24 protein-coding genes and 2 pseudogenes are annotated in these 26989 nt (G+C 28.6%); 1 reads left to right on the top strand and 25 read right to left on the bottom strand.

Going from position 1 to position 26989, the window contains the following annotated elements; all coding sequences use genetic code 11:
• Window positions 1–35: 35 nt before the first annotated feature.
• The 5 genes from RGC78_RS10590 to RGC78_RS10570 form a co-directional block, all read right to left on the bottom strand.
• On the bottom strand, window positions 36–947 hold the full coding sequence (locus RGC78_RS10590; protein WP_252212754.1) for a PTS system mannose/fructose/sorbose family transporter subunit IID: 912 nt from the start codon (window positions 945–947) through the stop codon (window positions 36–38).
• 19 nt (window positions 948–966) lie between these two features.
• A complete protein-coding gene (locus RGC78_RS10585) occupies window positions 967–1776 on the bottom strand; it encodes a PTS mannose/fructose/sorbose transporter subunit IIC (protein ID WP_252212755.1) in 810 nt (269 codons plus the stop codon).
• A gap of 32 nt (window positions 1777–1808) precedes the next feature.
• Window positions 1809–2786, bottom strand: coding sequence for a mannose/fructose/sorbose PTS transporter subunit IIA (locus RGC78_RS10580; protein WP_252212756.1), 978 nt, complete (start codon window positions 2784–2786; stop codon window positions 1809–1811).
• A gap of 520 nt (window positions 2787–3306) precedes the next feature.
• Window positions 3307–4095: a hypothetical protein gene (locus tag RGC78_RS10575; protein WP_252226390.1), complete on the bottom strand. Its 789-nt coding sequence runs from the start codon at window positions 4093–4095 to the stop codon at window positions 3307–3309.
• A gap of 11 nt (window positions 4096–4106) precedes the next feature.
• Window positions 4107–4322: an F-box protein gene (locus tag RGC78_RS10570; RefSeq protein WP_252226388.1), complete on the bottom strand. Its 216-nt coding sequence runs from the start codon at window positions 4320–4322 to the stop codon at window positions 4107–4109.
• Window positions 4323–4557: 235 nt separating this feature from the next.
• On the opposite strand from RGC78_RS10570, the gene RGC78_RS10565 reads away from it, so the two are divergent.
• Window positions 4558–6303 carry an ABC-F family ATP-binding cassette domain-containing protein gene (locus RGC78_RS10565; protein ID WP_309556613.1) on the top strand — a complete coding sequence of 582 codons (1746 nt, stop codon included), beginning with the start codon at window positions 4558–4560 and terminating at the stop codon, window positions 6301–6303.
• 602 nt (window positions 6304–6905) lie between these two features.
• On the opposite strand, the pseudogene RGC78_RS10560 reads toward RGC78_RS10565, so the two are convergent.
• The 20 genes and pseudogenes from RGC78_RS10560 to RGC78_RS10465 form a co-directional block, all read right to left on the bottom strand.
• Window positions 6906–7431: pseudogene (locus tag RGC78_RS10560) on the bottom strand (DUF4351 domain-containing protein); the annotation flags it as partial.
• Window positions 7432–7455: 24 nt separating this feature from the next.
• Window positions 7456–8781 carry an MATE family efflux transporter gene (locus RGC78_RS10555; protein WP_309556612.1) on the bottom strand — a complete coding sequence of 442 codons (1326 nt, stop codon included), beginning with the start codon at window positions 8779–8781 and terminating at the stop codon, window positions 7456–7458.
• Between the two features lie 147 nt (window positions 8782–8928).
• A complete protein-coding gene (locus tag RGC78_RS10550) occupies window positions 8929–9504 on the bottom strand; it encodes a TetR/AcrR family transcriptional regulator (protein ID WP_309556611.1) in 576 nt (191 codons plus the stop codon).
• 104 nt (window positions 9505–9608) lie between these two features.
• A complete protein-coding gene (locus tag RGC78_RS10545) occupies window positions 9609–10226 on the bottom strand; it encodes a DUF6064 family protein (RefSeq protein ID WP_252231898.1) in 618 nt (205 codons plus the stop codon).
• A gap of 15 nt (window positions 10227–10241) precedes the next feature.
• Complete coding sequence (locus RGC78_RS10540) at window positions 10242–11408, bottom strand: alpha/beta hydrolase (RefSeq protein ID WP_309556610.1); 1167 nt, start codon at window positions 11406–11408, stop codon at window positions 10242–10244.
• 72 nt (window positions 11409–11480) lie between these two features.
• The gene (locus RGC78_RS10535) at window positions 11481–12062 is read right to left on the bottom strand and encodes a TetR/AcrR family transcriptional regulator (RefSeq protein WP_309556609.1); all 582 of its coding nucleotides are present in this window, start codon (window positions 12060–12062) and stop codon (window positions 11481–11483) included.
• 511 nt (window positions 12063–12573) lie between these two features.
• Window positions 12574–13176 (bottom strand): FAD-dependent oxidoreductase, encoded by a 603-nt coding sequence (locus tag RGC78_RS10530; protein WP_309556608.1) that lies wholly within the window; start codon window positions 13174–13176, stop codon window positions 12574–12576.
• Between the two features lie 344 nt (window positions 13177–13520).
• A complete protein-coding gene (locus RGC78_RS10525; RefSeq protein ID WP_309556607.1) occupies window positions 13521–14660 on the bottom strand; it encodes an acyl-CoA dehydrogenase in 1140 nt (379 codons plus the stop codon).
• Window positions 14661–14832: 172 nt separating this feature from the next.
• Window positions 14833–16269 (bottom strand): FAD-binding oxidoreductase, encoded by a 1437-nt coding sequence (locus RGC78_RS10520; RefSeq protein ID WP_252226381.1) that lies wholly within the window; start codon window positions 16267–16269, stop codon window positions 14833–14835.
• A 147-nt stretch (window positions 16270–16416) separates the two neighbouring features.
• Window positions 16417–17961, bottom strand: a complete 1545-nt coding sequence (locus RGC78_RS10515; protein ID WP_309556606.1) for an L-lactate permease — start codon at window positions 17959–17961, stop codon at window positions 16417–16419.
• Between the two features lie 287 nt (window positions 17962–18248).
• Window positions 18249–19187, bottom strand: coding sequence for an electron transfer flavoprotein subunit alpha/FixB family protein (locus tag RGC78_RS10510; protein ID WP_309556605.1), 939 nt, complete (start codon window positions 19185–19187; stop codon window positions 18249–18251).
• 21 nt (window positions 19188–19208) lie between these two features.
• A complete protein-coding gene (locus RGC78_RS10505) occupies window positions 19209–19994 on the bottom strand; it encodes an electron transfer flavoprotein subunit beta/FixA family protein (RefSeq protein ID WP_309556604.1) in 786 nt (261 codons plus the stop codon).
• Window positions 19995–20508: 514 nt separating this feature from the next.
• A complete protein-coding gene (locus RGC78_RS10500) occupies window positions 20509–21045 on the bottom strand; it encodes a transposase (protein ID WP_309556603.1) in 537 nt (178 codons plus the stop codon).
• Window positions 21032–21226 carry a hypothetical protein gene (locus tag RGC78_RS10495; RefSeq protein ID WP_309556602.1) on the bottom strand — a complete coding sequence of 65 codons (195 nt, stop codon included), beginning with the start codon at window positions 21224–21226 and terminating at the stop codon, window positions 21032–21034. Before RGC78_RS10495 ends, RGC78_RS10500 begins: the two co-directional genes overlap by 14 nt.
• 424 nt (window positions 21227–21650) lie before the next feature.
• Window positions 21651–21948, bottom strand: a pseudogene (locus RGC78_RS10490) (hypothetical protein).
• 1 nt (window position 21949) lies between these two features.
• Window positions 21950–22114, bottom strand: coding sequence for a hypothetical protein (locus tag RGC78_RS10485; RefSeq protein WP_252231884.1), 165 nt, complete (start codon window positions 22112–22114; stop codon window positions 21950–21952).
• A 56-nt stretch (window positions 22115–22170) separates the two neighbouring features.
• Window positions 22171–22494, bottom strand: a complete 324-nt coding sequence (locus RGC78_RS10480; RefSeq protein ID WP_309556601.1) for a hypothetical protein — start codon at window positions 22492–22494, stop codon at window positions 22171–22173.
• Between the two features lie 484 nt (window positions 22495–22978).
• Entirely contained in the window at window positions 22979–23296 is a 318-nt protein-coding gene (locus tag RGC78_RS10475; RefSeq protein ID WP_309556600.1) for a nucleotidyltransferase domain-containing protein, read from the bottom strand.
• Window positions 23268–24413 (bottom strand): HNH endonuclease signature motif containing protein, encoded by a 1146-nt coding sequence (locus RGC78_RS10470; RefSeq protein WP_309556599.1) that lies wholly within the window; start codon window positions 24411–24413, stop codon window positions 23268–23270. The genes RGC78_RS10475 and RGC78_RS10470 overlap by 29 nt, the downstream gene beginning before the upstream one ends.
• 599 nt (window positions 24414–25012) lie before the next feature.
• On the bottom strand, window positions 25013–26722 hold the full coding sequence (locus RGC78_RS10465; protein ID WP_309556598.1) for an AIPR family protein: 1710 nt from the start codon (window positions 26720–26722) through the stop codon (window positions 25013–25015).
• Window positions 26723–26989 lie beyond the last annotated feature (267 nt).

Raw genomic sequence — 26989 nt, 5'->3', positions numbered from 1 at the left:
AGCCCAGGCTAAAAGCCTAGGCTAAGCAAAAAATATTACATTAAACCAATCAAATGGAATACAACACCAATTACGAATAATCCAAGAATTATAACAATTGGAGATACTTTCTTCTTAAGCAACCACATACAAATAAATGTAATTATTAATCCTGCAAGCCCAGGAATTAATGAATCTAAGTTATTTTGTAATGTTGTAACTTTTTCAGGTGTTAATGACATACCTGCGCCTTGTTGCATTAAAGCTGTTTTTATACCTTCTGCTCCTTGTGGAAGAGCACTCCAATCAATAAATGCACCCTCACTTAACTTAACTGATGATACTACTGGTGCAAATTTAACAGATACCCATCTATTAACTAATGATCCCAAAATGAACATACCTAGTATAGATGCCCCTTTTGTAACATCTTGTAACAAACTACCTGATAAATCATCACTAATACGAGATCCTGCTTTATAACCAAATTCTTGTGTATACCACATGAATGCCATACGAATGATATTCCAAGCAACGAAGAATATTATTGGTCCAAGTATATTACCACTCATAGCAAGAGTAGCACCTAATGCTCCTAAAATTGGTCTAACAGTAAACCAAAAAACTGGGTCTCCGATACCTGCTAAAGGTCCCATCATACCAACTTTAACACCTTGAATAGTTGCATCATCTACAGGTGCACCATTTGCACGTTCTTCTTCTAAAGCTAATGTTACTCCAAGAACTGGTGAAGCTACATATGGGTGAGTGTTGAAGAATTCCAAATGACGTTTTAATGCCTCTGATTGTTCCTCTTTAGTCTTATATAATCTCTTGATTGCTGGAATCATTGCATATGCCCAACCACCGTTTTGCATTCTTTCATAGTTCCAAGAACCTTGAAGGAAAAATGAACGGAACCAAACAGAAATACGATCTCTTTTTGTTAATTTTAATTGTTTTGACATTTTCGTTTCCTCTCCCTTCTTAGTATCTATCAATGATATCCCCTAAAGGATCACCAGTATTTGAACTTCCACCATTACCTGCTCCACCTTGTTTGCTAAGTGCTAAGTAAATAAGAGCTAAAGCTACACCTATTGCTCCAAGTCCGATAAGTGTAATTTCTGAAATAGTTGCTAATACAAAACCAATTGCAAAGAATGGCCAAACTTCTTTTGTAGCCATCATATTAATTACCATTGCGTAACCAACAGCTACAACCATTCCACCACCAATTGCTAAACCATCTGTTAACCAAGCTGGCATAGCTGCAAGTAACCCTGATATTGGACCAGCACCAATTATTAAAATTAATGCTGCTGGAATTGCAATACGTACACCCTGCATACAAATAGCAACAATTTGCCACATTTCAATAGCCCTTATATTTCCTTCCTTAGCTGCTGCATCCATAAAATGTACAAACGCTGTAGCAATTGTACGACAAATAATTGTTAATAATAGTCCTGCAACTGCTAAAGGAACAGCAATAGCGATCGCCGCAGTAATTCCTTCTTTACCAGTTTGACCTCCAAGAACTAAAATAATTGCTGATGCAACAGATGCTAATGCTGCATCTGGTGCTACTGCAGCACCTATATTTGCCCAACCTAAGGCCATCATTTGAAGAGTACCACCTAAGATTAAGCATGGTAACAAATTACCTGTAACCAATCCAATTAATGTACATGCAACTAATGGTTGATGGAACTGGAATTCATCCAATATACCTTCTACACCAGCTAGAAATGCTATAATAATGACTAATACAATTTGAAGTATATTTAAAGTCATGATTACTAATCCTCCTTTTATTAATAATTAAATTATTTTTGTTTTTTTAATTCTTCTTGTGCTCTTTTAAGTATTTCATCCATATTTCCTTTTGAATCATTTGGTACTTTACGAACATCAAAATTAAGTCCAGCTTGTTTTAACTTATTGAATGTATCAATATCTTTTTGATTAAAAGCAAGTACTTTATTTGGTTGAACCTTACCTATAGAATGAGCCATAGAACCAACATTTATTGTCTTTAATGGCACTCCACCTTCTACCACTCTAAGTACATCTTCTGGATTTTCAAAAAGAAGTAATGCGCGTTGACCACCAAAATGTTGATCATCTTTTGCAAGTTTAATCATATGATCAACTGGAACAACATGTGCTTTAACTCCTGGTGGAGCAGCTTGTTGTATTAATTTCTTACGAAGTTCATCTTTAGCTACTGCATCTGAAACTACAATAATTCTTGTAGGTTGAACAGTTTTTGTCCAAGCAGTCGCTACTTGACCATGAAGTAAACGAGAATCAATACGAGCTAAAACATATTCGAATGATCCTGGTTTACCTGCATTAGATTGTTTTGCTGAATCTTCAATAGCCTTACCAGTATCTTCTGGTTCTAATTCTTCTGGCTTAACCTTAATACCTTCTTTAGCTGATGTTAAGATATAAGATGCAATTTCTTGTGCAGATTCCATAGAAAGACGTGCACCATAAGCTTCAATAAGCATTGGTAAATTTAAACCAGCTACTATTGCCCATTTATCTTTGTGTTCTTCAAATAAACCATTTGCTTGATTAAATGGTGTACCACCCCAAAGATCAACTAAGAATAAGACTTCATCTTGATTGTCAAAGGATGTAATTGCATCTTTCATTTTTGCTTTAAGATCATCAGGTCCTTCACTAGGCATCAACGTAACAGCTTTTACGTTTTCTTGTTCTCCAAAAATCATTTTACCAGATTGCATGATGCCTTTAGCAAATTCTCCGTGACTAGCAAGAATAATTCCTACCATTTTTATACCTCCTATTTTTTATTTGTTACAAAACAAAAAAGACATAAGCATTTGGAAATAAAATAAAGAAATATATGTTCAGATTTGGTCACATTATTTGTACACTAAATTAAATCATAAAAAAAATCATAATACCTAAAAAAACTGTACAAAACATATGATACAACAAACAATATTACATTTACTCTATTGCATTTTTTATTTCCCTACGCTTATGCCTGATCGAATCAGTAACACGCTAAATATTTATATTTTATTGTAATCTACTTAAGAACTCTTACTAAATATTCTTTTTGACTACGTTTACATGATAGCACTTTTTTTCTTATTGTGCAATATATTATTAAAAATAACCTAGAGCAATTTCATCTTCTACTTTTACTACTGCATAAATTAATGCTTTTATAGCTTTTATTTTTAAGTTCTGACGCTTTCAATTTTATCATCTCGTTTTTGCAATAAAAAAACTACTATTTAACAATTCCAATTAATTACTATTATATAATGATAATATTTAAGTTCAAAAATAACCAAATGGAGCATTTCTTTTAAACCCAGTTACTATAACAATTCTCTTATCTCTCAATGAGTACTCAACAAATTCCCATATAAACTGTGGATTTATTGCACTTATCACTTTTTTGCACCCTTCATACCATTCGCTTGAATTATCAATATTCTTATAATTATTAAAATATGATTTTTTAAAATCATTGAAAAATGGAATATTTTTCAATTTGTTGACTTGTCTATTATTATCTAATATACCATCTGGATAAGACATAAATGGCACATTTGTATTAACAAACCAAACATTATTCATATATTGGACATAAGAATCTTTTTTTGTATTTTTTAAATATGTGTCATTGTATCCCAAAAAATCTTGTACCCTATAATAAGTTCTATGTTTTTCATTATATGAAATATCGCATAAAATAATACTATTTGCGCACTTCATAAAATTGAAATAGTAATTGCCAATAACCACTGTAAATATTTCAGTTATTGTTTCCTTATGTTCAACCTTTAATTTACTATCTCTCAATCCAGGTGGTATATGGTAAAAATATACATACTTAACAAATTCAATTAATACACTTCCAAAAACCTCTCTCACTTGAAAGTCTCTGAAAATTTGCGTAAATTCTTCACTCTCCCATTTTTTAAAGTACGAAAAATCTTTATAATCGTTAAATTTATTAAGATTTTTTGTTGCCCATGACCAAATTTTTAAATAAACGGGATAAGTACTGTTAAATTTTAATTCTACTTCATCTTTAACCCTAGGCATTTCTTGAAATAACATAAACTCCTCCATTAAACAATAATAAATGGTATATTTATAACCCTCGCACACCTTATTATATCAATAATTTGAGTATAATGGAATATTTTATAATTATATATATTTCCCTTAGGTTCATTTGGAACTGTATTAAACCAACCATTAACTATTATGGCATCAACATCTTCTACATCCTCATCTGCAATAAATCTATATTTTCCATATAATAATATATATTGGATTTTCATTAGTTATAAGTGCAAAAAATAGACTAATATACTTAATGTATTAAAATACTAAGACAGTTTTTGTTTATTATATGAAATTATTGAACTTAGTCGAAAAAAATGTTATGCTGTCAATGTTAAACTTAGTAAAATGTCTTTACTACATAAAAATCAAATGTAAAATTTCAATTGATAAAAATATATTAAAGTGCTTATTTTTATAAGCTCTTTTTAAGTTATAAAGAGAGGTAATAATATGATAAAAGTTGATAACTTGTCCTACTCATTTCCCCAAAAGGATTTATATAATAACATTTCATTTACATTAGAAGATGGTGACCATTGTGCTTTTATAGGAACAAATGGCAGTGGAAAAAGTACACTTATAGATATACTTATGGATCCAGAAGAATATATGTTTGATGGTACATTAGAAATATCTCCAAATTGTAGAATTGGGTATGTAAGTCAATTCTCACAACTGGATAAAATAAAAGAAATTACAGTTTTCGAATATATAGCAGAAGAGTTTATTAAACTACAAAATGAAATAACATCTATTTGTACTGAAATGGAGACATCTTCAGATATTGATACTTTACTAGAAAAGTATCAACAAGCTTTAGATGCATTTGATGCAATTAATGGCGATGATTTCGAAAACATTATTAATAAGAAACTTAATCTTACAAACTTAATCAAATATAAAGATTTAATGATATCTGAACTTAGTGGTGGAGAATTCAAGCTTATCCAAGTAATTAAAGCAATGCTAAATAGTCCAGACTTAATGATTATGGATGAACCAGATGTGTTTTTAGATTTTGGAAACCTTAATTCTCTTAAAAATCTAATTAATTCACATAAAGGAACAATGTTAATTATTACACACAATAGATATCTATTAAATAATTGTTTCAACAAAATTCTTCATCTTGAAAACATGGAGATACAAGAGTTTGATGGAAGCTATATTGATTATAACTTCTCATTACTTCAAACTAAAATTGAATTACAAGAACTGGCTGCTGAAGATACTGCTGAAATTGAAAGAAATGATATATTAATAGAAAGACTCCGAGAGCTTGCAACTGAAAATGCTGAACAATTCAGAGGAAAAACCCTAAGGGCTAGGGTTAAAATTCAAGAAAGATTAGAAGAACGTAGAATTAAAGCTCCATTTATAGCTATTAAAGAACCAGATATCAATTTAAATACCTATAATAAACTTGAAGAAACTATTGCTTTAAAAGTTAATAATTACAGTGTTGCCTTTGATGAGATACTGTTAGAAAATGTTAACTTTGAAATTAAATCTACTGATAAAGTAGCTATTGTGGGTTCAAATGGTACTGGAAAAACTACTTTACTTAAAGAAATATTTAAAAATAATAATGATTCTATTGAGATAAATGAACAAGTTCAAATGGCTTATTTATCTCAGATTCAAGGCAAAACACTAAATGATTCTAATACCATACTTGAAGAGTTCTTAGATGCTGGTTTTGAAACTTATGAAGACATTAAATCACATATTTTTGAATATGGTTTTGAAGAAGAAATACTTAATCAAAAGATAGAGTCTTTATCTGGTGGAGAAAAAAATATGCTTCAATTAGCTAAAATTTCTGCTAGTAATGCAAACTTGTTGCTTCTTGATGAGCCTACAAGTCATTTAGATACATATTCACAAATAGCATTAGAAAAAGCCATAAAAAACTATAATGGCGCTATTCTAATGGTTTCTCACGATTTCTATTCTATAGTAAACTGTATGGATTATATTTTAATTGTTGAAGATAAGAAAATAAGAAGAATGAATATGAAGACTTTCAAAAAAATGGTTTATGCCAATTACTTTGAAAAAGATTATTTAGAAATTGAACAAAATAAAAAATTAGTTGAAACAAAAATAGAATTAGCTTTAAAAGATAATGATTTTATCACTGCAAAAGATTTATCTGAAGAGTTAGAAAAGCTGATTAAGTTACTCCAAATTTAGTTAATAGCACAGGGTGGCAATGTCATCAAGCTAAGAATACATTAAATTGGTAAAATAAAAACTTAATATTTTTAAAAATCATCCTAATAATCATTCTGAATACCTTTTGTAGGTATATCTAGAGGTTGGGGTGATTTTTTAGAATTTAAAAAAACTCTTCATATTTTATATTTTACTTTACATTTATAGAATGCTCTATATCTATTGTTTGTTTTACGCTTCCTTAAGCTTTAATCTGTTAAGTTATGTAAACATTGCTCTTATAAACTTAATCTATTTATTTATTTTTCACTATAATTTTATAGGACCTCATGATTCATTGAATAATTTGACTCCAGCTGAAGTTGCCTTTTGTGGTTTTCTTATCGTAGATGCATATCAATCTATCACCTCCCTGTCTAAGTAATTTTGCGTAAAAAAATAGCCTACTCTAAATATCGCAAGCTATTTTCTACTATTTCTTTCCCTATTATTTTTTCTTGTTCTTCTTTAGCTTTCACCTTTTTAAATAATTCCTTTAAATCATAATATCAATACTTTAAAAATTGTTGATATAAATTATTTTGTTTACACATTACATTTTCCAATATCTTCAATACTCTTTAGAAATATTGTTCTAACTCTTCTATTGAATTCAACTCAAATATATCTGTTGCAATTAACTCTATTGTTTCTTTTGGAAGTGATTTTATTTTTTCCTTATATTCATTAGGTAATTTTTTAAACTTTTTCATTAGCTGTTTAATCAGAAGCTCAGCTTTTCCTTCATCTTTCCCTTTTTCAATTCCTTCTTGTATTAGACTTTTACCAAGTTCAGTCATTCTCAATTCCTCCTTTACTTTCTCCAAATCTTTTCCGCTTAAAAATTTATTTGCAAAAGCATATAGTATTGATTCTATATCATTCTTATAGTCATTATTTATGTCTTTTACTACGTGTATAGCGTTTATTATTTTATCAGATATTCCTATCTTCCCTCCCATAATAGGAGTGAATGTTAGAGCCATTATATCTTGTTTTGTAATCTCTATTCGACATAGATATTGAATTAACTTTGTATTCATTTATTCCTGTTTCTAAAATACTCCCTGGATCTTTTATATTGCCTGAATAAACAACATAATTAATAAACTTTTCTATGTGTAGTTCCACCTAAACTTGTGCATTTTTTAGTAGTACTTTAAAATAATAAATTCCTGCTATAGTTGCTACAATATGACTTATCAAAACAGCTACCCATATTCCATTTAATCCTAAATCACCTGTAGATAATACCTTTGCTAGTGGCATACGAATAATAATATAGTAGAAAATCATTAAAAACATAGCTGACATTGGTTTTCCAAAACCATTTACTGCTCCAAAAACAGAATTAGTAATAACATTGCATATATATCCAACTGAAATAATTGAAAAATAAACTTTAACTAAATCTTTAACACTTTCATTTGCCCCAAACATTTGTGCTAAATTTTCTGAAAAAAATACTACTATAATTGTTAATACAATTAAAAATCCACTACCTAATAATACTCCTGATTTAAGATATTCTTTTGCTTTTTTTATATTTTTAGCACCAAAGCACTGACCAGTGCATGTAGTAATTGTCATGTTAAGCGCCATAGCAGGATAAAATAAAATTGTTTCTAATTTTCCTGAAATACCAAATGCAGCTATAGGCAATACTCCAAATGTACTAACTAAGCAAGTAATAAAACTTGTACTTATTGCAGGAATGCTTTGTTGAATAATAGATGGTATTGCTTTTAGTGTAAGATTCTTTAAAGTATTTTTGTCAAAGAACTTAAAATTAATTACAATTAATTTTTTCTTAATAATATATACAATCATAATAATCATCATTATTCCCTGAGACAATAAAGTTGCAATTGCTGCACCTTTAAGTCCCATTTTATTAATAAAAATAGGATCCAAAATTATATTAAGTATTGTACAGAAAATAATAGATACCATTTGCATAGTTGTATTACCAAAACTGCGTAATACAGCTGTAAAATATAAGTACATAAATACAAAAACATATCCAATCATATATAAAATAAGATACTCTTTTGACATAGCATATATCTCATTTGGTGTGTTTAAAAGATTTAAAATAGTTTTTGCACTAAGTTCACAAATAACAGTTATAATTATGCTGAAAATAAATGCTACTATAAAAGAAGTTGATATTACTTTATTTTGATTTTCTTTATCCTTTGCCCCAACATATTTTGATAACAAAATTGCAACCCCATTAGTAGCACCCATTGCAATAGAAATTGTTAACAGTATAGGTGGCATTGATACAGTAAGTGCTGCCATTGCTTTTTCACCAAGTAGATTTCCAACCCAAAGACTGTCAACTATGTTGTATGCCATGCTAAATATAAATGCTATGAGCACTGGGATAGTAGCTCCTATTAGTTTTCTAGTTGTGTTACCTGTTGTAAAATCTTTTTCTAATACATTTTTCATTTAAATCCTCTTCTTTCTTTGATTACTGTTTAGTGAATTGTAGTCAATGAATGAAATTCACTCACTAAGTATTTTTTTACCCTAACAAAATATCACTTTACAGAAATACTTTATTAGGGATGTTTATCTAATAACCAATCATTATATCTATTGTCTTATTCCTAATATTGAATTTATAAATCCACGAATTTGTTTAATTTTTTCTTCCATAGAAATGTCTTTGCATGACAAAACACCTATTTGTCCATACATAATAAAATTAGTCATTATTTCAACATTTTCAATATGAATTTCTCTTTTTTCACATAACTTTTTAAACTCTTTACATAAACTTGGAATTAAATATTTTGCAATTTTTATAGTAAGCTGCTCATGCAATATTTCATTACCAGTCTTATGATAAAAATAATGATATTTGCTGTTATTTTCTTGAATTAGCATTAATTTAGCCATATCGTCCATACGTTCTATTAATGTTTTTTTATCATCACAAATAACCTTTAAAAATTTTTCTCCACATTCTTCAACATACTTATCCATTGCGGTTTCGAAAAGTTCTTGTTTTGATTTAAAGTAACGATAACATAACCCTGGTACCACATTCATTTCCTTTGCTATGTCAGCCATAGAAGTTGATTCATATCCTTTTTTATAAAATAATCTCATTGCTGTATCTAATATTTCCTGTTTGCGAACTTCAGGCTCCTTTGAAATTCGTACCATATTTAAAAGCCTCCTTTCATCATTCTAAACATAATATATCACTTGAATGAATAAAAGTCAATGAATTATATTCATTGATATCTATAACTCTTGCTATTATTATTTTATTTTTTTCTTTCTTTAATAATTAAAGTCCACACATAAATAGCCAAAATTCCAGAAAGAAAAAGTATAAAATCTTCTGGTACACCAAACATAAAAATTTTAGGCAATCCTGTTAACGCCCAAAATATTAATAGTATTAATATTTTATAATCTACTTTGGTAGAAAAAGAAACTAATAATGTAATTGAATATACTACAAGCGGGCAAGGCATAAGCCATGTAGTTATTGCAGGATATGCATGTCCCAATATAATACTAATTAATGGATAGGCTAAAAATAGAATGTATAAAATGAATACTAATTTATTAAACCTTTTATTTCTTTCAAAAATTATATTATCTTTAAATATGTCAATAAAAAACAATAATGCAATACTGCCAAATAAAGTAGCTGTTAAATATTTGTTTAACTCATTAGACCCATTCAGTATAAAAAATACAATTGAAATCCAAGCAAAACTAAAAGATAAAAATATTTTCAATGAAATTTTCACAATTTTTGTTGGTTTAATATATATTAGTCTTGTTAACACTAAGCCTATAGCACATATTATAAGTTGTGCTATCCAAGTGCTTTTATTATAGTTAGAAATCGTATTCCAAAATATCACAGACATATCACACCTCCAAACTTAATTTATTTTAGATATATTGTCTATCCAATTTACTATACTCTCTAGAACCAATTTAGTGTTACCAACATTACAATGTCTTTCTGCAAATTGCTTTTCATTAAATAATTTAAAAGTTAATGATTTTACATTTGTTAAAGCATCTATTTCTTTTTTATAAAATTCTTTAGGAATAAAATGATCTTTAGAAGCACCAATCAATAGAAAATCTTGTTTAATCAAAGGAGCTATATTATATATTTGAAAATTCATTGATTTAGCAAAATAATCATAAGGTGTATTAACTCCAAAATTATATATACCATGCTTAATTCCCCATTCGGCCATAGGGTCTTTTTTCATTTGTTTTTCCATCAATTTATTAATCATAAATTTTTGTTTTAATTTGAACAATACCCTTACAATTCTTTGAACTTTTTTAGTACGGGTTGACATTAATATATCAAAAAAACTAGGGAATATACTCCATGCTACAACTTTTGTAATTCTTTTTTCAAATGCAGCAGCTCTGGGAGCTAATATTCCACCTAAGGAAATACCTATCACTGTAACATCATTTAAGTTGTAATAATCCAAAACACATTTCACAGGTTCCTCCCATTTGTGGGTAAATGGAATATTATATTTTCTTAACACTTCTCCTTGTCCTGGTCCTTCAAAAGCATAAATAGAATACCCTTTTTCTCTTAAATATAATACTGTAGATTTAAATTCTTCAATATATGAATCATTTCCACCAAATATAACAATTGCACCCTTTGATTCTTTTTCAGGTAACGATACCCATACTGGTAAATATCCATTGTCATATTTAATTTTTTCTCTTTTAATTATTCCTTCCTTTATAAAAATGTTTGAATTCAAATCATAAAATAACTTTTTTGCTTTCTCATAAACTTTAATTTTATCTGGATTTTCATGGAACATGAAAAACTCTGCCATACGATAATATGCTATTGCCTGTTCTATACGCTTTTCACTTAAAGCTTTATCTCCAAGTTTTAACATTTCTCTTTCCCAATCTTTAGGCGCTTTTATTAAATAGCTTATAGACTTAATTTCTTCAGCATCTCCATTACTCCACAATATTGTTCTATTTAATTGATAGTTAAAATTAGGCTCACTATTCAAATTATATGTACCTACTTTAAAATTGTTATTATACATAAACTCAATCACTTCCCATATCTTGTTTAATAAAGAACATATGGTCATTATTATTTTATTTAAAAATGTTGACTATTTATTAATCAACATTTCTGAACCTTTTATATGATATTTAATTAATTTATTAAAATTATCATAAATCTCTCTATTATCCTTTTTATTTCTTAGTATCTCTAATATACCTTCTATTAAATTAAAAGCAATTACATGAGCTATAAAGCATTCTTTAGCAATATTTTCGGAAAATCCTTCTGCAAAATGCCTTTCTAACATATTAATAATTTTTGATTTTATATCTTCATACTTTGTACCTTTTGAGCAATCCATAATAAGAAGTAATTCTTCTCTGTGTTCCGATGAAATTTTAAATAGTTTCTGAACCATCATTTCAATAAATTCATTGCTACCAAATTTCTCATAGAATTTATGATTTACAAAAAATTCAGTCATATTTATCAAATCATTTGCCATAGCATCAGTAATATAATAAAAAATCTCCTCTTTTGTGGCAAAATAATTATAAACATTGCTTTTACTTACATTTGCTTCCTTTGCAATCATATTCATTGAAGTTTTCTCAAATCCATATTCACTAAAAAGTTTTTTAGCCTCATAAGTTATATTGTTTTTAACCTCTTCTTTTAATATTTGCATAAACGACCACCTATTCTTTTATAATAATATTATATTATTATATTCGTCAAGTTACAATACCTCTTCCACAACAATTCCACTCTTATAAACATCCTTTAGAACAGGATCTATTGTTACATATCCATCTACCTTTTTTATAGAAACTTCATAAACAGTACCTCTTTTCCTCAATTTTAAAATCTAACATTTCTAATATATTTTTATTTTATCCTATTCATTCAATCTAAACATCCTATTATAAATATTTTCTCTTAACAGATTCCCTTGCACACTTCATTTGTAAATTACTATCTTTCCAAGGATCTATTGTTACTAGTATTTCATTAATATTTATTCTTTTGAAAATTTTCTTAGTTTTTCTAAGTTGATTTTTATTGTACTCAATTATAATCTTTATAATGCAAGAAATTTACGAGAAAAATTAAAAAGTATGACTTCAATAAAATATGGAAGTCATACTTTTACTTTACACTATTAAATTTAAGAATCTCTATTAAAATTAAATTATTCCTTAAATGTTTCTTGCTACTTCATATGCATCCCATATAGCATACATTATATTTTGAACTTTGTTTGCATCACCAATCATTCTAACATTACTGTGTAAGAATTTAATTTTATTATATAGTGAATTTTCTGAATTATATCCTATTGCAACAATTGCTGAATCAGCTTTAACTATTTCTTGAGATTCTTTGTTTTCAATTATAAATCCTTCCTCTGCTGCTTTTATTATTTTAGAGCCACATCTTACATTAATCTTATTAAATGCTACTAACTCTTTTAACATATCATGATTTGCATGGCATAAAGGTCCACCAACTTGTAATATATCATCCATCATTTCAACAATAGTTACATCTTTCCCCATTTCCTTTAACCATAGAACTGTTTCACAACCTACTAGTCCACCACCAATTACTATAGTCGAATTTCCAACATCTTTTTTCTTAAGTAATACTTCTTCTGCAGTATAAACATTTTCTGTTCCTTCAATACTTAATCTTCTAGGAGTAGAGCCTGTAGCTAGTATAATTGCATCTACATGGGTTTCTTTAATCATTTTTTCTGTAACAATTGTATTATATCTTATCTTAACTCCAAGTTTATTCAATTGTAATTCATACCATTGAATAAGTGCTATATCGTCTTCTTTAAAACTTGGAGCTCCTGCTGCTACTAGATTTCCACCTAATCTATCACACTTTTCAAATATTTCTACCTCATGCCCTCTTATTGCAAAGTGTGCCTACAATATCTACCACCCTCATCTTTGTTTTCTTACCTTCATTAATATTTAATGTATTATAAATTCTTAAAGAATAAAAAAGCACTCCATCCAATTAAAGACATAAAAAATAACAAGTTCCCTATAATATATAGTTGAACTTGTTATTTTCATAGTTTATTTAAATGTGTTTAACTAAAGAGCAAATTTATTAGTTCTTAAAATGTGGCTTATCTAAGCATCCATCCTGAAATTACCATCATTTGAACTTCTGATGTTCCTTCATAGATTTCTGTTATCTTAGCATCACGCATCATTCTTTCAATTGGATAATCACTTGAATATCCATAGCCACCAAATAATTGCAGGCAACGATTTGTTACATTAGTAGCATTTCTAGAAGCAACCAATTTTGCCATAGCAGCTAAATGTGTATATTTTACATGATCATCTTTTGCACATGCTGCTTGATATACTAAAAGTTTTGCAGCTTCTGTACTTGCACGCATTTGTGCAAGTTCAAATTGAGTATTTTGGAATTGTGAAATTGATTTTCCAAATTGAACACGCTCTTTAACATATTTTACTGTTTCTTCTATTGCACCTTCTGCAATACCAAGAGCTTGTGCTGCAATACCAATACGTCCTCCATCAAGAGTCGCCATTGCAATTCCGAATCCTTTACCTTCTTCTCCTAAAAGATTTTCCTTTGGAACTATGCAGTTATCAAAGAATAATTCACATGTAGAAGATGCACGAATTCCCATCTTTAATTCATGAGTTCCAACAGAAAAACCTGGGAAATCTTTTTCAACGATAAATGCTGAAATACCCTTTGTTCCCTTGCTCTTATCTGTCATAGCAAAAACAATATATATATCTGCATATCCTGCATTTGTAATGAAAATCTTGCTTCCATTTAATACATAATGGTCTCCTTCAAGTACTGCTGTTGTCTTTTGCATAGAGGCATCAGTTCCAGCAACAGGTTCTGTTAATCCAAATGCACCTAATTTTTCACCTGAAGCAAGTGGTTTTAAATATTTTACTTTTTGCTCTTCTGTACCAAAAGTATGAATTGGAGTTGCACAAAGACTTGTATGTGCTGAAACAATAACACCTGTTGTCGCGCAACATTTAGATAATTCTTCTACACATTGTACATAACTTAATGTGTCCATTCCAGCTCCGCCGTATTCTTCAGAAAATGGAATTCCAAGTAAGCCCATTTCAGCCATTTTTGCTACATTCTCTTCTGGAAAACGCATGCTTTCATCAATTTCTTTTGCGATTGGTTTTACCTCATTTTCTGCAAACTCGCGATACATTTCTTGTAATTGTTCATGGGTTTCATCTTGTCTAAAATTCATATTAATCTCCTGCCTTCCTTTTTTCCTTTTTATAATTTGTTGGATATCAATTGTTTTTTCTTAATTCCTTTTCTTGTTTTGTGGAACATCTTTTCCTTTTTACTTTTTGTAGGATACGCTTATTTTTCTTTTTTTTACTTTTATGAGATATTTATATATATAAACTTTTTTATTATGAACTTAAACCTTCTATTTGGCTACATACTTTACCTGGATTCATAATGGAATTTGGATCAAAGACTTTTTTAATGCCTTTCATTAATTCCATATTTACTTCTCCAATGCTATCTCTTAAATAGCTAACCTTTCCACTACCAATTCCATGTTCTCCTGAAACAAGGCCTCCACATTTTATTGCTTCCTCGTAAATAATCTTAAAGAATTTATCAACTCTTGTTTTAAACTCTCCTTCTTCTAAATCATTACTGCATTGGTATATGTGAAGATTTCCATCTCCTGCATGTCCAAAGCTTTTAATAGTTATTCCACACTCTTCACCAGTTTTATTTACAAATGCAAGATAAGAAGCAATTTTATTTACTGGAACTACAACATCACATTCATCTAATAATTTTGTTTCTGCCATAATGGCTTCAAGGAAACTAGAACGTGCAGCCCACGCATCCTTAATTTTTGCTGGTGTATCAGCTACAAGCACATCAATTGCTCCTGATTCTAATACTATTTCACTAGCTTGTTCTATAAGATTATTTAACTCATCTTCATTACCCGCATCAACAGTTACAAGTAAATAAGCATTTGCAGTCACTCCATCAATTACTTGTGGGAAGACGCTTTTTCCAATATATCTTTCACTAGATAAAACGATTTCTCTTTCCATAAATTCTATAGCTTGCGGATTCATGTGTTCCATTTTAAATTTAGGAACAGTAGCAATACAATCATCTAAATTTTCAAAAGGTATAATTAAACTTGCAACTACCTTTGGTGCTGGCATGATTTTAAGTGTAAGTTCAGTAATAACTCCAAGGGTACCTTCTGAACCAATCATTAAATTCAAAAGACTATAACCTGAACTTGTTTTCGATACTGTAGCTCCAAAGTCTGTTACTTCACCGGTTGGAAGTACAACCTTCATTGCACGTACATAATCACGTGTTGCACCGTATTTTACAGCTCTCATTCCACCAGCATTAGTTGCAACATTTCCACCTAGGCAAGCAAATTTTTCACCTGGGTCTGGAGCATATAATAATCCTTTTTTTAAACAGTCCTCTGCAAGATCGTTTAATAAAACACCAGCCTCTACACGTACAATAAAATTCTCTAAGTCATAAGAAAGTATTTTATTCATCTTTGTAATATCAATTAAAACTCCTCCGAGTAGTGGAACTGCTCCACCTACAAGCCCCGTTCCTGCTCCTCTTGGAGTTACTGGTATTTTATTTTCATTACATATTTTTACTACCTTTGAAACTTCTTCAGTAGAATGTGCCATAAATACAACTTGTGGAGCTGCTTTTCCATAGATAGGCATTTCATCGTGACTATAATCTTCATTTATATCTTCACCTGTTAAAATATGCCCTGGAGCTGCCTCCTGTAATTTCATGATTAATTCTTCTGTCAATTGATTATACTCTGCCATAATAATCATTTCCTTTCTAATTTATTTAGTGCCAAATTTAAATTATTTCCTAAACTTTTACCTGAGATCTTTCATCCCTTATATTTTTATACTACTTATTTCTTATCTTTTATCTCTAAATACTACTTATATCTTACTTATTATCTCTTAACTAAATAAACGTGTACCTATAAAACATAGGATTCCACTAATAGTTATATAGCATATATAATATTTAAATACACTTCTTAAAATTTTACTTTCCGAACCAGATTTGCCTATTGCACTTGCGCCAATTGCAATACTTTGAGGACAAATCATCTTTCCTATACCTGCTCCAAGTGTATTGGCTGCACCCATCCATGCTGCTGAAAGTCCGAGTTTTTGTGCTGTTTGTACTTGTAATCCTCCAAATAAAACACTTGTAGATGTACCTGAGCCTGTGACAAAGCCTCCAATAGATCCTATTAATGGTGAAATTAATGGATATGCTCCTCCTGTAACTACAACTAAAAAACTTGCAATATCTGAAATCATTCCACTATAGCTCATTACTTTTGCGGTTGACATAACTGCACAAATTGTTACAATCGTTTTCCAGTTTGCTTTTAATGTACCTTTTAATACCTCAAACATCATTGGCACTTTTGCACCTTGTGTAAACCCTCCAATAATGGCCGCAATAAAGATAATTACACCCGGTGTATTAATCCAACTAAAGGTTAAAGTGTTTCCTCCTTTACCTGCATATACAATTACACTAGTTTTAAATCCTGCAATTGCATCATAAATTGGTGGGCATAATGTTGAAGTAAACATTAACATTAAAAATATTAGAATAAATGGGCACCAAGCTTTTACTGCATTACTAAATGATAAAGTTGTTTCTTCTTGTTTTTCATTAACTTGAATACAATATTCTTCTTGAGGATTTTTATTAAATATTTTTGCTGAAGCAACTGTACATATCATGCAACAAATAGATCCTACTATATTTGGTAATTCTGGTCCAAGTACTGTTGCTGTAATATAAGCAGGTATTGTAAATGATAATGAAGCAACCAAGGTAACAACAAATACCCCTTTAAGTGCCTTTATTCCTTTACCTACAATGCATACCATAATAAATGGACTTATAAAAAGGATAAACGCTTCAATTATCGCTGTATTTGCTGCTAGTGAGTTAGCTCCAACTTTCGTTATTTCAGAAAGTGTTACTAAAGGTATTCCAACTGATCCAAAAGCAGTTGGCGCTGTATTGGCAACTAAACATGCTAGAACTGCTGAAATTGGATTTAATCCAAGACCAGCGAGCATTGATGCTGGAATAGCAACTGCTGTACCGAATCCCGCCATTCCTTCCATGAAAATACCAAAGCCCCATCCAATAATTAATATTAATACTCTTTTATCTCTAGAAACTCCAGCTAACATTTTTTTAATGGAATCCATTGCGCCTGTACGTAGAACCAAATTATACGTAAACAAAGCTGCAACAATAACTAGACAAATTGGCCACAATGCGTTTAGTATTCCTTCTAATACTCCTGTCATAGTATAAATGACATTCAAATTCCAGAAGAAAATAGCTAAAATCATTGTAAGAACAAGTGTAATTAAACAGGCTTTAAAACCTGGCATTTTTAATCCGCTAAGTGCAATTATAAGCCAAATAATTGGTGCTATGGCCATTAAGAATTTTAAAAACAGCATTTCATATCCTCCTTATTTAATTCTTAAGTGGTATAATCTTTCACAAATTGGTATGACCATGGTATTATAATTATCCATCTCTCCACTTGCTAATTAATACTGTTTTAAAAATATACGAATATAATTATTTTTTATATGCTACGTTTATTATTAATTTATTTTTAATAATTCTCTAAGTGTACAAGTGTAAAATTTTATATTTAATTTCATATTCTTGTGAATTGAGATTTATTTTTAAGTTATTGCAATAGCTTTTAGTAAAATAACCCTTTATCTTAGAAAAAACTTTACTGTGCTTTTGCTTTTTTCATTTCTTCAATCATAACTGGAAGAATTTCTGCAACATTACCAACAATACTTAAGTTGGAAACTTCAAATATTGGAGCCTCTTCATCTTTATTAATTGCAACGATATAACCTGAACCTGTCATTCCAGATGTATGTTGTGTTGCTCCAGAAATACCACATGCAATATATAGTTTTGGTGCTACAATTTTTCCTGATTGTCCAACTTGATGTGCACGAGAAATCCATCCTTCCTCAATTGCGGGTCTTGTTGCACCAACTACACCACCAAGTACACGTGCTAATTCTTCAACAAGTTTAAAATTTTCTGCATTTCCCATTCCACGTCCACCAGAAACAATAACTTCAGCTTCTTCTAAATTAACAGATTCAGAAATTTCTTTTACTACATCAACAATTTTTGTCTTAATAACATTAGATGAAATTTCAACCTTCTTTTCTGTAACACTTGCATTTGAAGTAGATTCTGGCTTTGGAAAGCTTCCATTTCTAACTGTAACTATAGCAGTGCCTTCTACTTCAATATGTTCCAAAATTGTGCCGCCATAAGCTGGTCTAGTATATATAACTTTATCATGGCTTTTACTAATTCCTGTTACATCACTTACACAGCCTAAACTCATTCGTCCAGCAATACGTGGTGCAATATTTTTAGCGAGTGCTGTATTAGCTAATAGAATAATATCTGGATTTTGTTCCTTAACAGTTTCTGCTAATACTTCTGTCAAAGTATCACAGCCATCCGCATTATCTGCAAAAATAACTGGAATTCCAAACTCTGCTACTGTATCTGCTAAAGCCCTGTTACCTACTACAAGAGCTGTTCCTTCTGCCTCTAATGCTTTTACTGCACTAATAAGTTCTAGGCTTCCTCCCAATACTTTTTCTCCATCTGTTTCAATAAACAATAATGCTTTCATACTTTCCTTTTCCCCCTTAATTTAGATTGCCTTATCCTTTTTCATTTGTTCCATAACAGCACTTACTGCAAGCACAGCATCTTTCTCTTTAATCTTGATACCAGCTTCTTTCTTAGAAGGTTCAACATATTGAATGCAACATACTTTTGCTTGTTTTACCTCTCCAATTTCTGCTGCTGAGTAAGTTGGAATTACTGCCTTACGACTTGCCATCTTAGTTTTAATCGTAGGGTAACGTGGATCATAATTTGGTTTACTTACTGTTACTACTGCTGGTGATTTTAAAGAAACTAAATTATATCCTTCATCAGTTTCTTGATGAACTTCCAAATCATTATCTTTTAGACCTATTTCAATTGCACTACTTACAAAACCCATTTTAAGTTTTTCAGCAAGCATTGCTCCAACCTCACCAGTAATTTCATCTGTAGATTCCTTTCCACAAAGAATTAAATCAAATTTTTTACCCTTGTCCTTTTCAATTTTATTAATAGCATCTGCCAAAACATGAGCTGTTCCAAGGGAGTCTAAATCTGCATATAAATCATCTTTTACAAAAAATGCTTCTTTAGCTCCTACAGAAAGACAATTTTTCAAGGTGTTTAAAGAATCTTCTGCTCCAACTGTTAATACACTTACTTGCCCTCCATGTGCTTCAGTCAAGCGGACTCCTAGTTCTAATGCATATGTATCAAATGCATTTGCTACCAAACTCACTCCACTTAACTTGGGTTTTTTAGCTTCCTTATCCAAATGAATTTCAACAGAGTCATCTGGAACTTGTTTTACACATAACATAATTTCCATGTTTTTTCTCCCCTTTACCATTTACATTAATTTAATGATATTAACAAGTTTATTAATATTCTTTTCCTAGATTTAATATATTCCTATGATCAAAGATAATTTTCCTCCTATAAATTCATACGTACTTGTCATACCAATCATAAATAGGTAGGACCAATTTATAATTTCATTATATCTCCTCAAATACTGCTTGTAAACAATTGTTAATAATTTAACAGTAAATGTTTACATTGGTAATTTTGTCTATTATAAGAAGTTGTATATATAAGTCCTTAAATCAATTTTTTACATCTTTGATTTAAAGTAATTTTTTCCTTAATCCCCTTATTTTTATATTTATTGTTAAATTAATAACATAATCATATCAAAAAAATATTTAGATTATTAAGATGACATAACTTGCATTAATAATCTAAATTTAATTAATTAACCTTATCTGCTATCTATTTTTTTTGATAAATTGCAATAACAAATTGAACTAATTTATGTTTATGACTTAAACGCTCTATTTTACTTATGCGGCATATATTTCATTTAATTTGCTATTAGTACCTTCTACAAATCCATTACTTAAATCACTAGAAACTGAATTTTCAATAGCTTCAATATCCCGTAATAATCCATTCACAAAAGATGCCAATTCAGTAATATCTATATTTATATATTTATCAATAAAGATATATAATAACACAAGACCCTTTATCTTAAATAATTCTCTAAATTCGATAATGCACTTCTTTAACTTAAATACTTTAGGATAATTAACATATAAATAATTCTTTTCTCTTTCCGATAGTTTAGCATTCATCCATAAGTAATTGAAGATATAGCTTCTTTTTATATATGTATATTTTGCATCACTAGCACCGTTCTTAGTTTTGATACTATTATTCACAGAAGAATACTTATTTATGATTAAATTATTATCTTTAACAACTTTACGGATCATATGCCTTGCATTACTTCTTGAAAGTTTATAACCTTCAGATAATAATATATCTACAATCTGTTTCTCAATATAACCGTTCTCTATTAAATTATTTAACCTCATATTCTGTTAAATCTGACTGTGGAATAATACTCTTATATTTATATTGAATGTATAATATTAAATCACATATATCTTTTGGCTTTATTCTGCTCTTAACTAAACATCTATTCTTCTTATTTGTACTTTCTTTACTATACTTTATCTCATATACATAATTAACTTCTCGATTTAACATGTCCATTTTATCAATTCCTCCAAATTTCTATGTTTAAACTATACTCCAATAATACGGACATCTAATGTCCATCTTTGGTAAAAATTTATACAAATGGAGGACCTTTAATAACAACTGTATGGGATTCTATTAAATCAAATGTTGCCCAGAAACTATATCACCTTTTTTTTACTTTATGTTGCACTTGAGCATTAGCAAAGGACTCTTGTTCTTTACTTTTCAAATTTTATCTTCAAGACTTATTTTTTAAGCACTTGATTTTCTCCAAAAAACACGAAAACCCCTTGAAATCAAGGGGTTTCTATTGTATCAAATTTCTAGTTCTTATTTGGTGGTGGCAAAGCATAACCTTCAAAATCCACCAATATTTCAATTGGAATACTTATATTATGTTTTTAACTATTGCCTTTATCCAATCTGGTAATTTTTCTTAATTCCAAATTATACTGCTCTCTCTTATACATACTATTAGCTTAAATATATCAGTATTATCATAAATATTAATTTCATCACATATTGGTATAATCTTAGATAGATTTTCTAATAAGTTTGACTGCTTCTCTCGCACACTTCAACTGCAAATTAGTATCTTTCCATGAACCTATTCTTGCTACCATTTCATCTGTATTTATTCTCTTTTCATCCTTATTGTGTTCATAATAAGTTGTTTTATAAATTGAAGTCTTACCTGCTCCATTTACACCTGCAAATATTGTATATGTTGCCACTCTACTTACCTATAACCTTTTTAGCTTCTCTTTTAAGTACTAAATTTGAAAGCATAACATAAAAGTCCTGTTCTTCCTTAGTTTTTGCCCTTTTAAATAAGTCCATCAAATCACTATAAGAATAATTTAAAAAAGCATCATATAATTTTTTATTATCTTGAACCATAATCAATATCCCTCCTTATCAATAGAAGCACTTTATATATATATTATAGCCTATTTTTATAATGTGTAATATATTTTATTTTTGAATTTTTCTTTAAGCAGTTTTACAAATACTTTACCTTCAATAGCTTTTTTAATAAGCTCTAGTAATTGCTTCTCAGTTAAATCCAAACTTCTAGGAATAAATTGACGCTCCATCTTAAAAGTATCTTTGTATAATGCAAATCTAACCTCTTCATGATTTTTACTTTTAACTTTGATCTTCTCGATGCTGCTATAATAATCATCATCAATAATTGATACAGACTTATATACCTGACAATATCTAGTTTCCTTTATTATCTTTTTCTCTTCAATTACTTTCTTTTCTCCCTTTGCCATAATCATTGGACTCCTTTCACTGTTTTAAATTTATCAAAATTAATCTACGGATAATAGAAAAATGATACCTAAAGCTTCACTTCTCACTTTAAGTATCATTTCTTATTAATTCTTGCTTCATATTATCTTTTCCATCAGCACATGAAACCTTATCAACATATTCAACAATTACATCATTAATATCTATATTAGTTTTCTTCTGTATTTCTTTAAAATCTTCAATGCTTTCTGCAACTACAGCATAACCACCATCATCTGCATACTTATCCTATCAACTCCATATTTTTAATCAAGTATTTCTAATATGCATTTAATTACCTCGTTCACTTCGCCTGGTAACCTCTGAACCTTTTCTATTTCTCTTAAATATGCTATCTCTATCATGTGAATCCCTCCTAAAATAGAAAAAGCACTTCTAATAGGAACTTCTTCATTTCTTAATACTCTATTAAATTATTATTTATTTTATAAATATAAAAATCCATTATTTTAGTTTTAAGTATTTTGAATTTAATCTAATTATAAAACTGACTTCTTCTGCTTCATTTTCACTTAGTACAGTTAAATCAAAAGAAAATCCATACAATTGTTTAAAAGTGGTTCTTATCTTTTCTAAATCTATTAAAAGACTACTAGAAAAATCTTTGTATATTAGCAATAAATCTATATCATTCGGATTTTTTTTCTCATTAAGTATAGATCCAAATAGATAGATATTTTCAAAAAATCGAAACAATTCTATATGATATATAATTTTTTGAATAACACTATCTTTAATTTCTGATACTGTTGATATATCCATAAAATTCATCCATTGTTAGTAGCCTAACTTTCATTTCTTCTGCTAATTCATATGCTTCTTGTGAAATACAACTTTTACCATTCCAATTATGTAAATTTAAAATTACACATTTTTCCTCTGGAGCTAGTTGTAAGAGTTCAACTTTGCTTAAACAATACTTATAAACAAAAACTATCTTCACATCATTTACCATAACTACTTTTAAATTCTTAATATCTAAAAAATCAAATTTTAGTCCTCTTGCTTTTATATATTTTAGAGCATAATTTAAACTTTCAAAACGAATATCAGTTGACCTAAAACAATTATTATCATAATACATTTGTCTCAATCTAGGAGTATCATTAAGATAAATTTTTTCAGAACCATTGTTCTTTTTAATACATATATATGGCTTATCTTCACCTAAAACAATAGTTTCAAATTCTCCTTTATTTTGCAATGCTTCTATTAAACACTCAATAGACTCTACAGATGGCAAGAACCTATCTTCTAAAGGTTCTATTCCAAACAAAGAATTAATCTCAGTCGGAAATAGTGCGCCTCTTACTTTTTCATTACTTAATCGCGTATTTTCAAATTCATCAATATGAAGGAGAAATCTTTTTACTATTTCTAGATTTGAGAATTCTTTTACACTATGCTTTTGAATCAACTTAGTATTCTGTTTTAAAACTTCTCTTATAATACTATTATTTGATAAAACCCTCCCTTCAACACTATCCCATAGCTGCCTTTTATTCTGTAGATAATAATTTTCAAATATAGCTCGATTCTCTAATAATAATGGAACTACTTTACTTTTTAAATCTTCAAAGTTATCATACTCTTTACTAAAAAATCTTTTAAACTCATCTGCGCGTATTTTCTTCCATTCCTTAACCTCATCTGTGCTAAATGCATTATTTTTATCAAAGTTTGTATGACAATTTGGACATAAAATAATTAAATTTTCAAATGAGTTGTCTACTGTTTTACAATAAGGAATTATATGCGCCTTTTCCATTATGTCTCCACTCTCTTTGAATAATTCTGCTTGACACTTTGGATTCATACATCTCCCCATAGATTCAGCATATATTCTTCTTTCAACAATAGCATTTATACCTTTTCTCATCCCTTCATCTCCTTTAAAATCTTAACATTCATTGTTATTTCTGATATTATCATACATATATAACAACTTATTCTATTATTCAACTTCTATATTTTCATTTAGGATTTTACTCAAAACACTCTAGTATGCTTTTTATAAATCCATAAGGTATTTATTCTAATATATCACCTGATTAACCTTTATTCATTTTTAAGTAACTCCAAATCGTACTCCAAAGGACTATGTAGATAAATATGAGCTATTTCAAATAATTTTACCATATTATCAATTTTAAAGTATCTCTATCACACTGTTATCTCTACATAATATATTTATTAATTATTAGTCAAAACTTATTTTTACAATAAAGAGATCCTATACAATTCAACAATCTTTTAAATTGTATAGGGTCTCTTTATTACTATGGAACATAATTATCCAATCATCTATATTGAATTATCCAATTTTAGTAAAGATCTCACTTATTTATGGTACGGTTCTCCGTATCAGTATTAAGTGAGGTTTTTCTAACAACTATGCATAATTTTATTTTCTACCAACTTATAACCTTAAGATTCTTAATGTTTACTATAAAGATTAAAATTCACTATAGAAGCTTCTTATTTTTCAACTATATTTAAGTTATTATTTATATGCTCTTTAAATCCTTTTTGTATTAATTTTCTTGACTCAGAAACATCAGCATTATAACTTTTTATTAACTCTTCTAATTTACTTATTGAATCTTGTATTGAATAGTCTTTATTTTTTATTATATATAATATATAAAAAGCCTTTTGTTCATAATACTTTATCTCACTTGAGTATTTTTTATAAACTCTTTCAATCTCAATAAATAAATTACTATATTTTAATGCATCTTCTAGAGTAAATGTATTACTTTTAAATATATCATCATAATATTCTTGGAATAACCTTTTCTTTTGATTACTTGCTCTATCCGGATAACCATTAATAGAATATAGTATTTGACCTAGTCTCTCCATTGATATTCTATAATCATAATTTACTTCGGTACTACCTGTCTCACCCGCTTTTCTTGTATATAGTACTTTAGCTTCTTTAAAATATCTTTCTAATTGTATTTGAATATCATCTACCGATTTTAAATCTGTAGGTGATATAGCATTTTGACTATTTGTATACTCTGCAATAAAATTTTTCAATTCATTATCTTCATTGATGTTAAACATTCTTACCAAAACAAATGACTCTCTTAACTTTGTAAATCTGTCTGAATCACTATCATTTTGAAGAAAATTATAAATTGATCTTATTGTTTGACCCCCATTTACTATTTGAAATCCATTTATTGTAAATAAATATTTTTTTCCACTATTTTTTTCATCAGATATAATATTTTTAGCTGTTAATGTAATTCCATTATTAAACATAAAAAAGTCCTTATGTTTATTTTTCAAAGTACTATTTATATTTTTATTATATTTAGTTTCACCTAAATATCCTCTTACATTATCATATAATAAAGAAAAATCTAATATACAATCTTCTACTGAGTTATCATCTTCTATATTATATTCTTTTGCTAACTCACTATTACTACATGTTATTCTTATAAGATCTATTAAAGACATTTTAATAATATATGATTTTTTAGTAGATTTCTCATCACTTTCAAATGATAAAAAATCATTTGAAGAAATTATAAATTTACTTTGTTGGTCATCTTTAGGTGTATTAAAAAATCCAATGATATCATCTAACGATATGTTAATTATCTTCATTCCATAATTTTTTTCTAATATATTTATATATGTATTAGAAGTTGGTGCATAACCTTTTGCTTCATTAGAAACCATATATAAAGTTATATTACAAATCATATTGCTATTTAATAATTCTCTTACCTCTAATATTTTCGCCTTAACTATCTCGTCAATATCTAAATTATCTAAATCCTCTTCACTAATAAGATGTTCTAGAAATTTAGTGCTTGTAGCAAGATCATTCTCACTTTTAGTTTTATCTGCATTAAACTTTTCTCTGAATTTAAAATTAAAAAGTTGTACTTCTTTTTCTTTCTCCGACTCATTATTTATGTAAATAGCATCTATTCCTAAATCATTTATACTTATGTTATTTACAATTTTATTATAGTCTGTATCAATAATTGTTGACTTTATTTCATCAACTTCTCTTAATCCAGTTATATTTTCTAAAATCAAATGATAAAATCCTAATCTACTTTTTTGAATATCACTAATTTGTTCAGTATTATCAATATCAATATATTCAAACATTCTTTTACTTTTCATATTAACAATCTTAAAATCATTTATATTAGCCATTAATCCCCATCTCCTTTGAGTAAAGTTAATATCACACAAATATTTTACCCTGTTAGTGGAAATCCTCCAAATTTTCACCTAATATTTTTGAAATAAAAACCTCACTTACTTATGATATGGTTCTCCGTAACTATTGTAAATGCGGTTAATTATTTAGATTATAATTATTTTTCTACGACCATTAATGTTGACCCTAATTAAATAAGTATAACGACATTATTAATTCTCACCTATCTTCTAATGCATATACTACTTTAATTTATCATG

Source organism: Clostridium aquiflavi, from assembly GCF_031344075.1.
Taxonomy (GTDB): Bacteria; Bacillota; Clostridia; order Clostridiales; family Clostridiaceae; genus Clostridium; species Clostridium aquiflavi.
This window is presented reverse-complemented; position numbering and strand designations above follow the sequence as displayed.

What these genes read in the sequence shown, in the direction of transcription:
- RGC78_RS10590 (WP_252212754.1), bottom strand. Translation starts at nt 947, where the DNA reads ATGTCAAAACAATTAAAATTAACAAAAAGAGATCGTATTTCTGTTTGG.
- RGC78_RS10585 (WP_252212755.1), bottom strand. Translation starts at nt 1,776, where the DNA reads ATGACTTTAAATATACTTCAAATTGTATTAGTCATTATTATAGCATTT.
- RGC78_RS10580 (WP_252212756.1), bottom strand. Translation starts at nt 2,786, where the DNA reads ATGGTAGGAATTATTCTTGCTAGTCACGGAGAATTTGCTAAAGGCATC.
- RGC78_RS10575 (WP_252226390.1), bottom strand. Translation starts at nt 4,095, where the DNA reads ATGTTATTTCAAGAAATGCCTAGGGTTAAAGATGAAGTAGAATTAAAA.
- RGC78_RS10570 (WP_252226388.1), bottom strand. Translation starts at nt 4,322, where the DNA reads ATGAAAATCCAATATATATTATTATATGGAAAATATAGATTTATTGCA.
- RGC78_RS10565 (WP_309556613.1), top strand. Translation starts at nt 4,558, where the DNA reads ATGATAAAAGTTGATAACTTGTCCTACTCATTTCCCCAAAAGGATTTA.
- RGC78_RS10555 (WP_309556612.1), bottom strand. Translation starts at nt 8,781, where the DNA reads ATGAAAAATGTATTAGAAAAAGATTTTACAACAGGTAACACAACTAGA.
- RGC78_RS10550 (WP_309556611.1), bottom strand. Translation starts at nt 9,504, where the DNA reads ATGGTACGAATTTCAAAGGAGCCTGAAGTTCGCAAACAGGAAATATTA.
- RGC78_RS10545 (WP_252231898.1), bottom strand. Translation starts at nt 10,226, where the DNA reads ATGTCTGTGATATTTTGGAATACGATTTCTAACTATAATAAAAGCACT.
- RGC78_RS10540 (WP_309556610.1), bottom strand. Translation starts at nt 11,408, where the DNA reads ATGTATAATAACAATTTTAAAGTAGGTACATATAATTTGAATAGTGAG.
- RGC78_RS10535 (WP_309556609.1), bottom strand. Translation starts at nt 12,062, where the DNA reads ATGCAAATATTAAAAGAAGAGGTTAAAAACAATATAACTTATGAGGCT.
- RGC78_RS10525 (WP_309556607.1), bottom strand. Translation starts at nt 14,660, where the DNA reads ATGAATTTTAGACAAGATGAAACCCATGAACAATTACAAGAAATGTAT.
- RGC78_RS10520 (WP_252226381.1), bottom strand. Translation starts at nt 16,269, where the DNA reads ATGGCAGAGTATAATCAATTGACAGAAGAATTAATCATGAAATTACAG.
- RGC78_RS10515 (WP_309556606.1), bottom strand. Translation starts at nt 17,961, where the DNA reads ATGCTGTTTTTAAAATTCTTAATGGCCATAGCACCAATTATTTGGCTT.
- RGC78_RS10510 (WP_309556605.1), bottom strand. Translation starts at nt 19,187, where the DNA reads ATGAAAGCATTATTGTTTATTGAAACAGATGGAGAAAAAGTATTGGGA.
- RGC78_RS10505 (WP_309556604.1), bottom strand. Translation starts at nt 19,994, where the DNA reads ATGGAAATTATGTTATGTGTAAAACAAGTTCCAGATGACTCTGTTGAA.
- RGC78_RS10500 (WP_309556603.1), bottom strand. Translation starts at nt 21,045, where the DNA reads ATGAGGTTAAATAATTTAATAGAGAACGGTTATATTGAGAAACAGATT.
- RGC78_RS10495 (WP_309556602.1), bottom strand. Translation starts at nt 21,226, where the DNA reads ATGGACATGTTAAATCGAGAAGTTAATTATGTATATGAGATAAAGTAT.
- RGC78_RS10485 (WP_252231884.1), bottom strand. Translation starts at nt 22,114, where the DNA reads ATGGTTCAAGATAATAAAAAATTATATGATGCTTTTTTAAATTATTCT.
- RGC78_RS10480 (WP_309556601.1), bottom strand. Translation starts at nt 22,494, where the DNA reads ATGGCAAAGGGAGAAAAGAAAGTAATTGAAGAGAAAAAGATAATAAAG.
- RGC78_RS10475 (WP_309556600.1), bottom strand. Translation starts at nt 23,296, where the DNA reads ATGGATATATCAACAGTATCAGAAATTAAAGATAGTGTTATTCAAAAA.
- RGC78_RS10470 (WP_309556599.1), bottom strand. Translation starts at nt 24,413, where the DNA reads ATGAGAAAAGGTATAAATGCTATTGTTGAAAGAAGAATATATGCTGAA.
- RGC78_RS10465 (WP_309556598.1), bottom strand. Translation starts at nt 26,722, where the DNA reads ATGGCTAATATAAATGATTTTAAGATTGTTAATATGAAAAGTAAAAGA.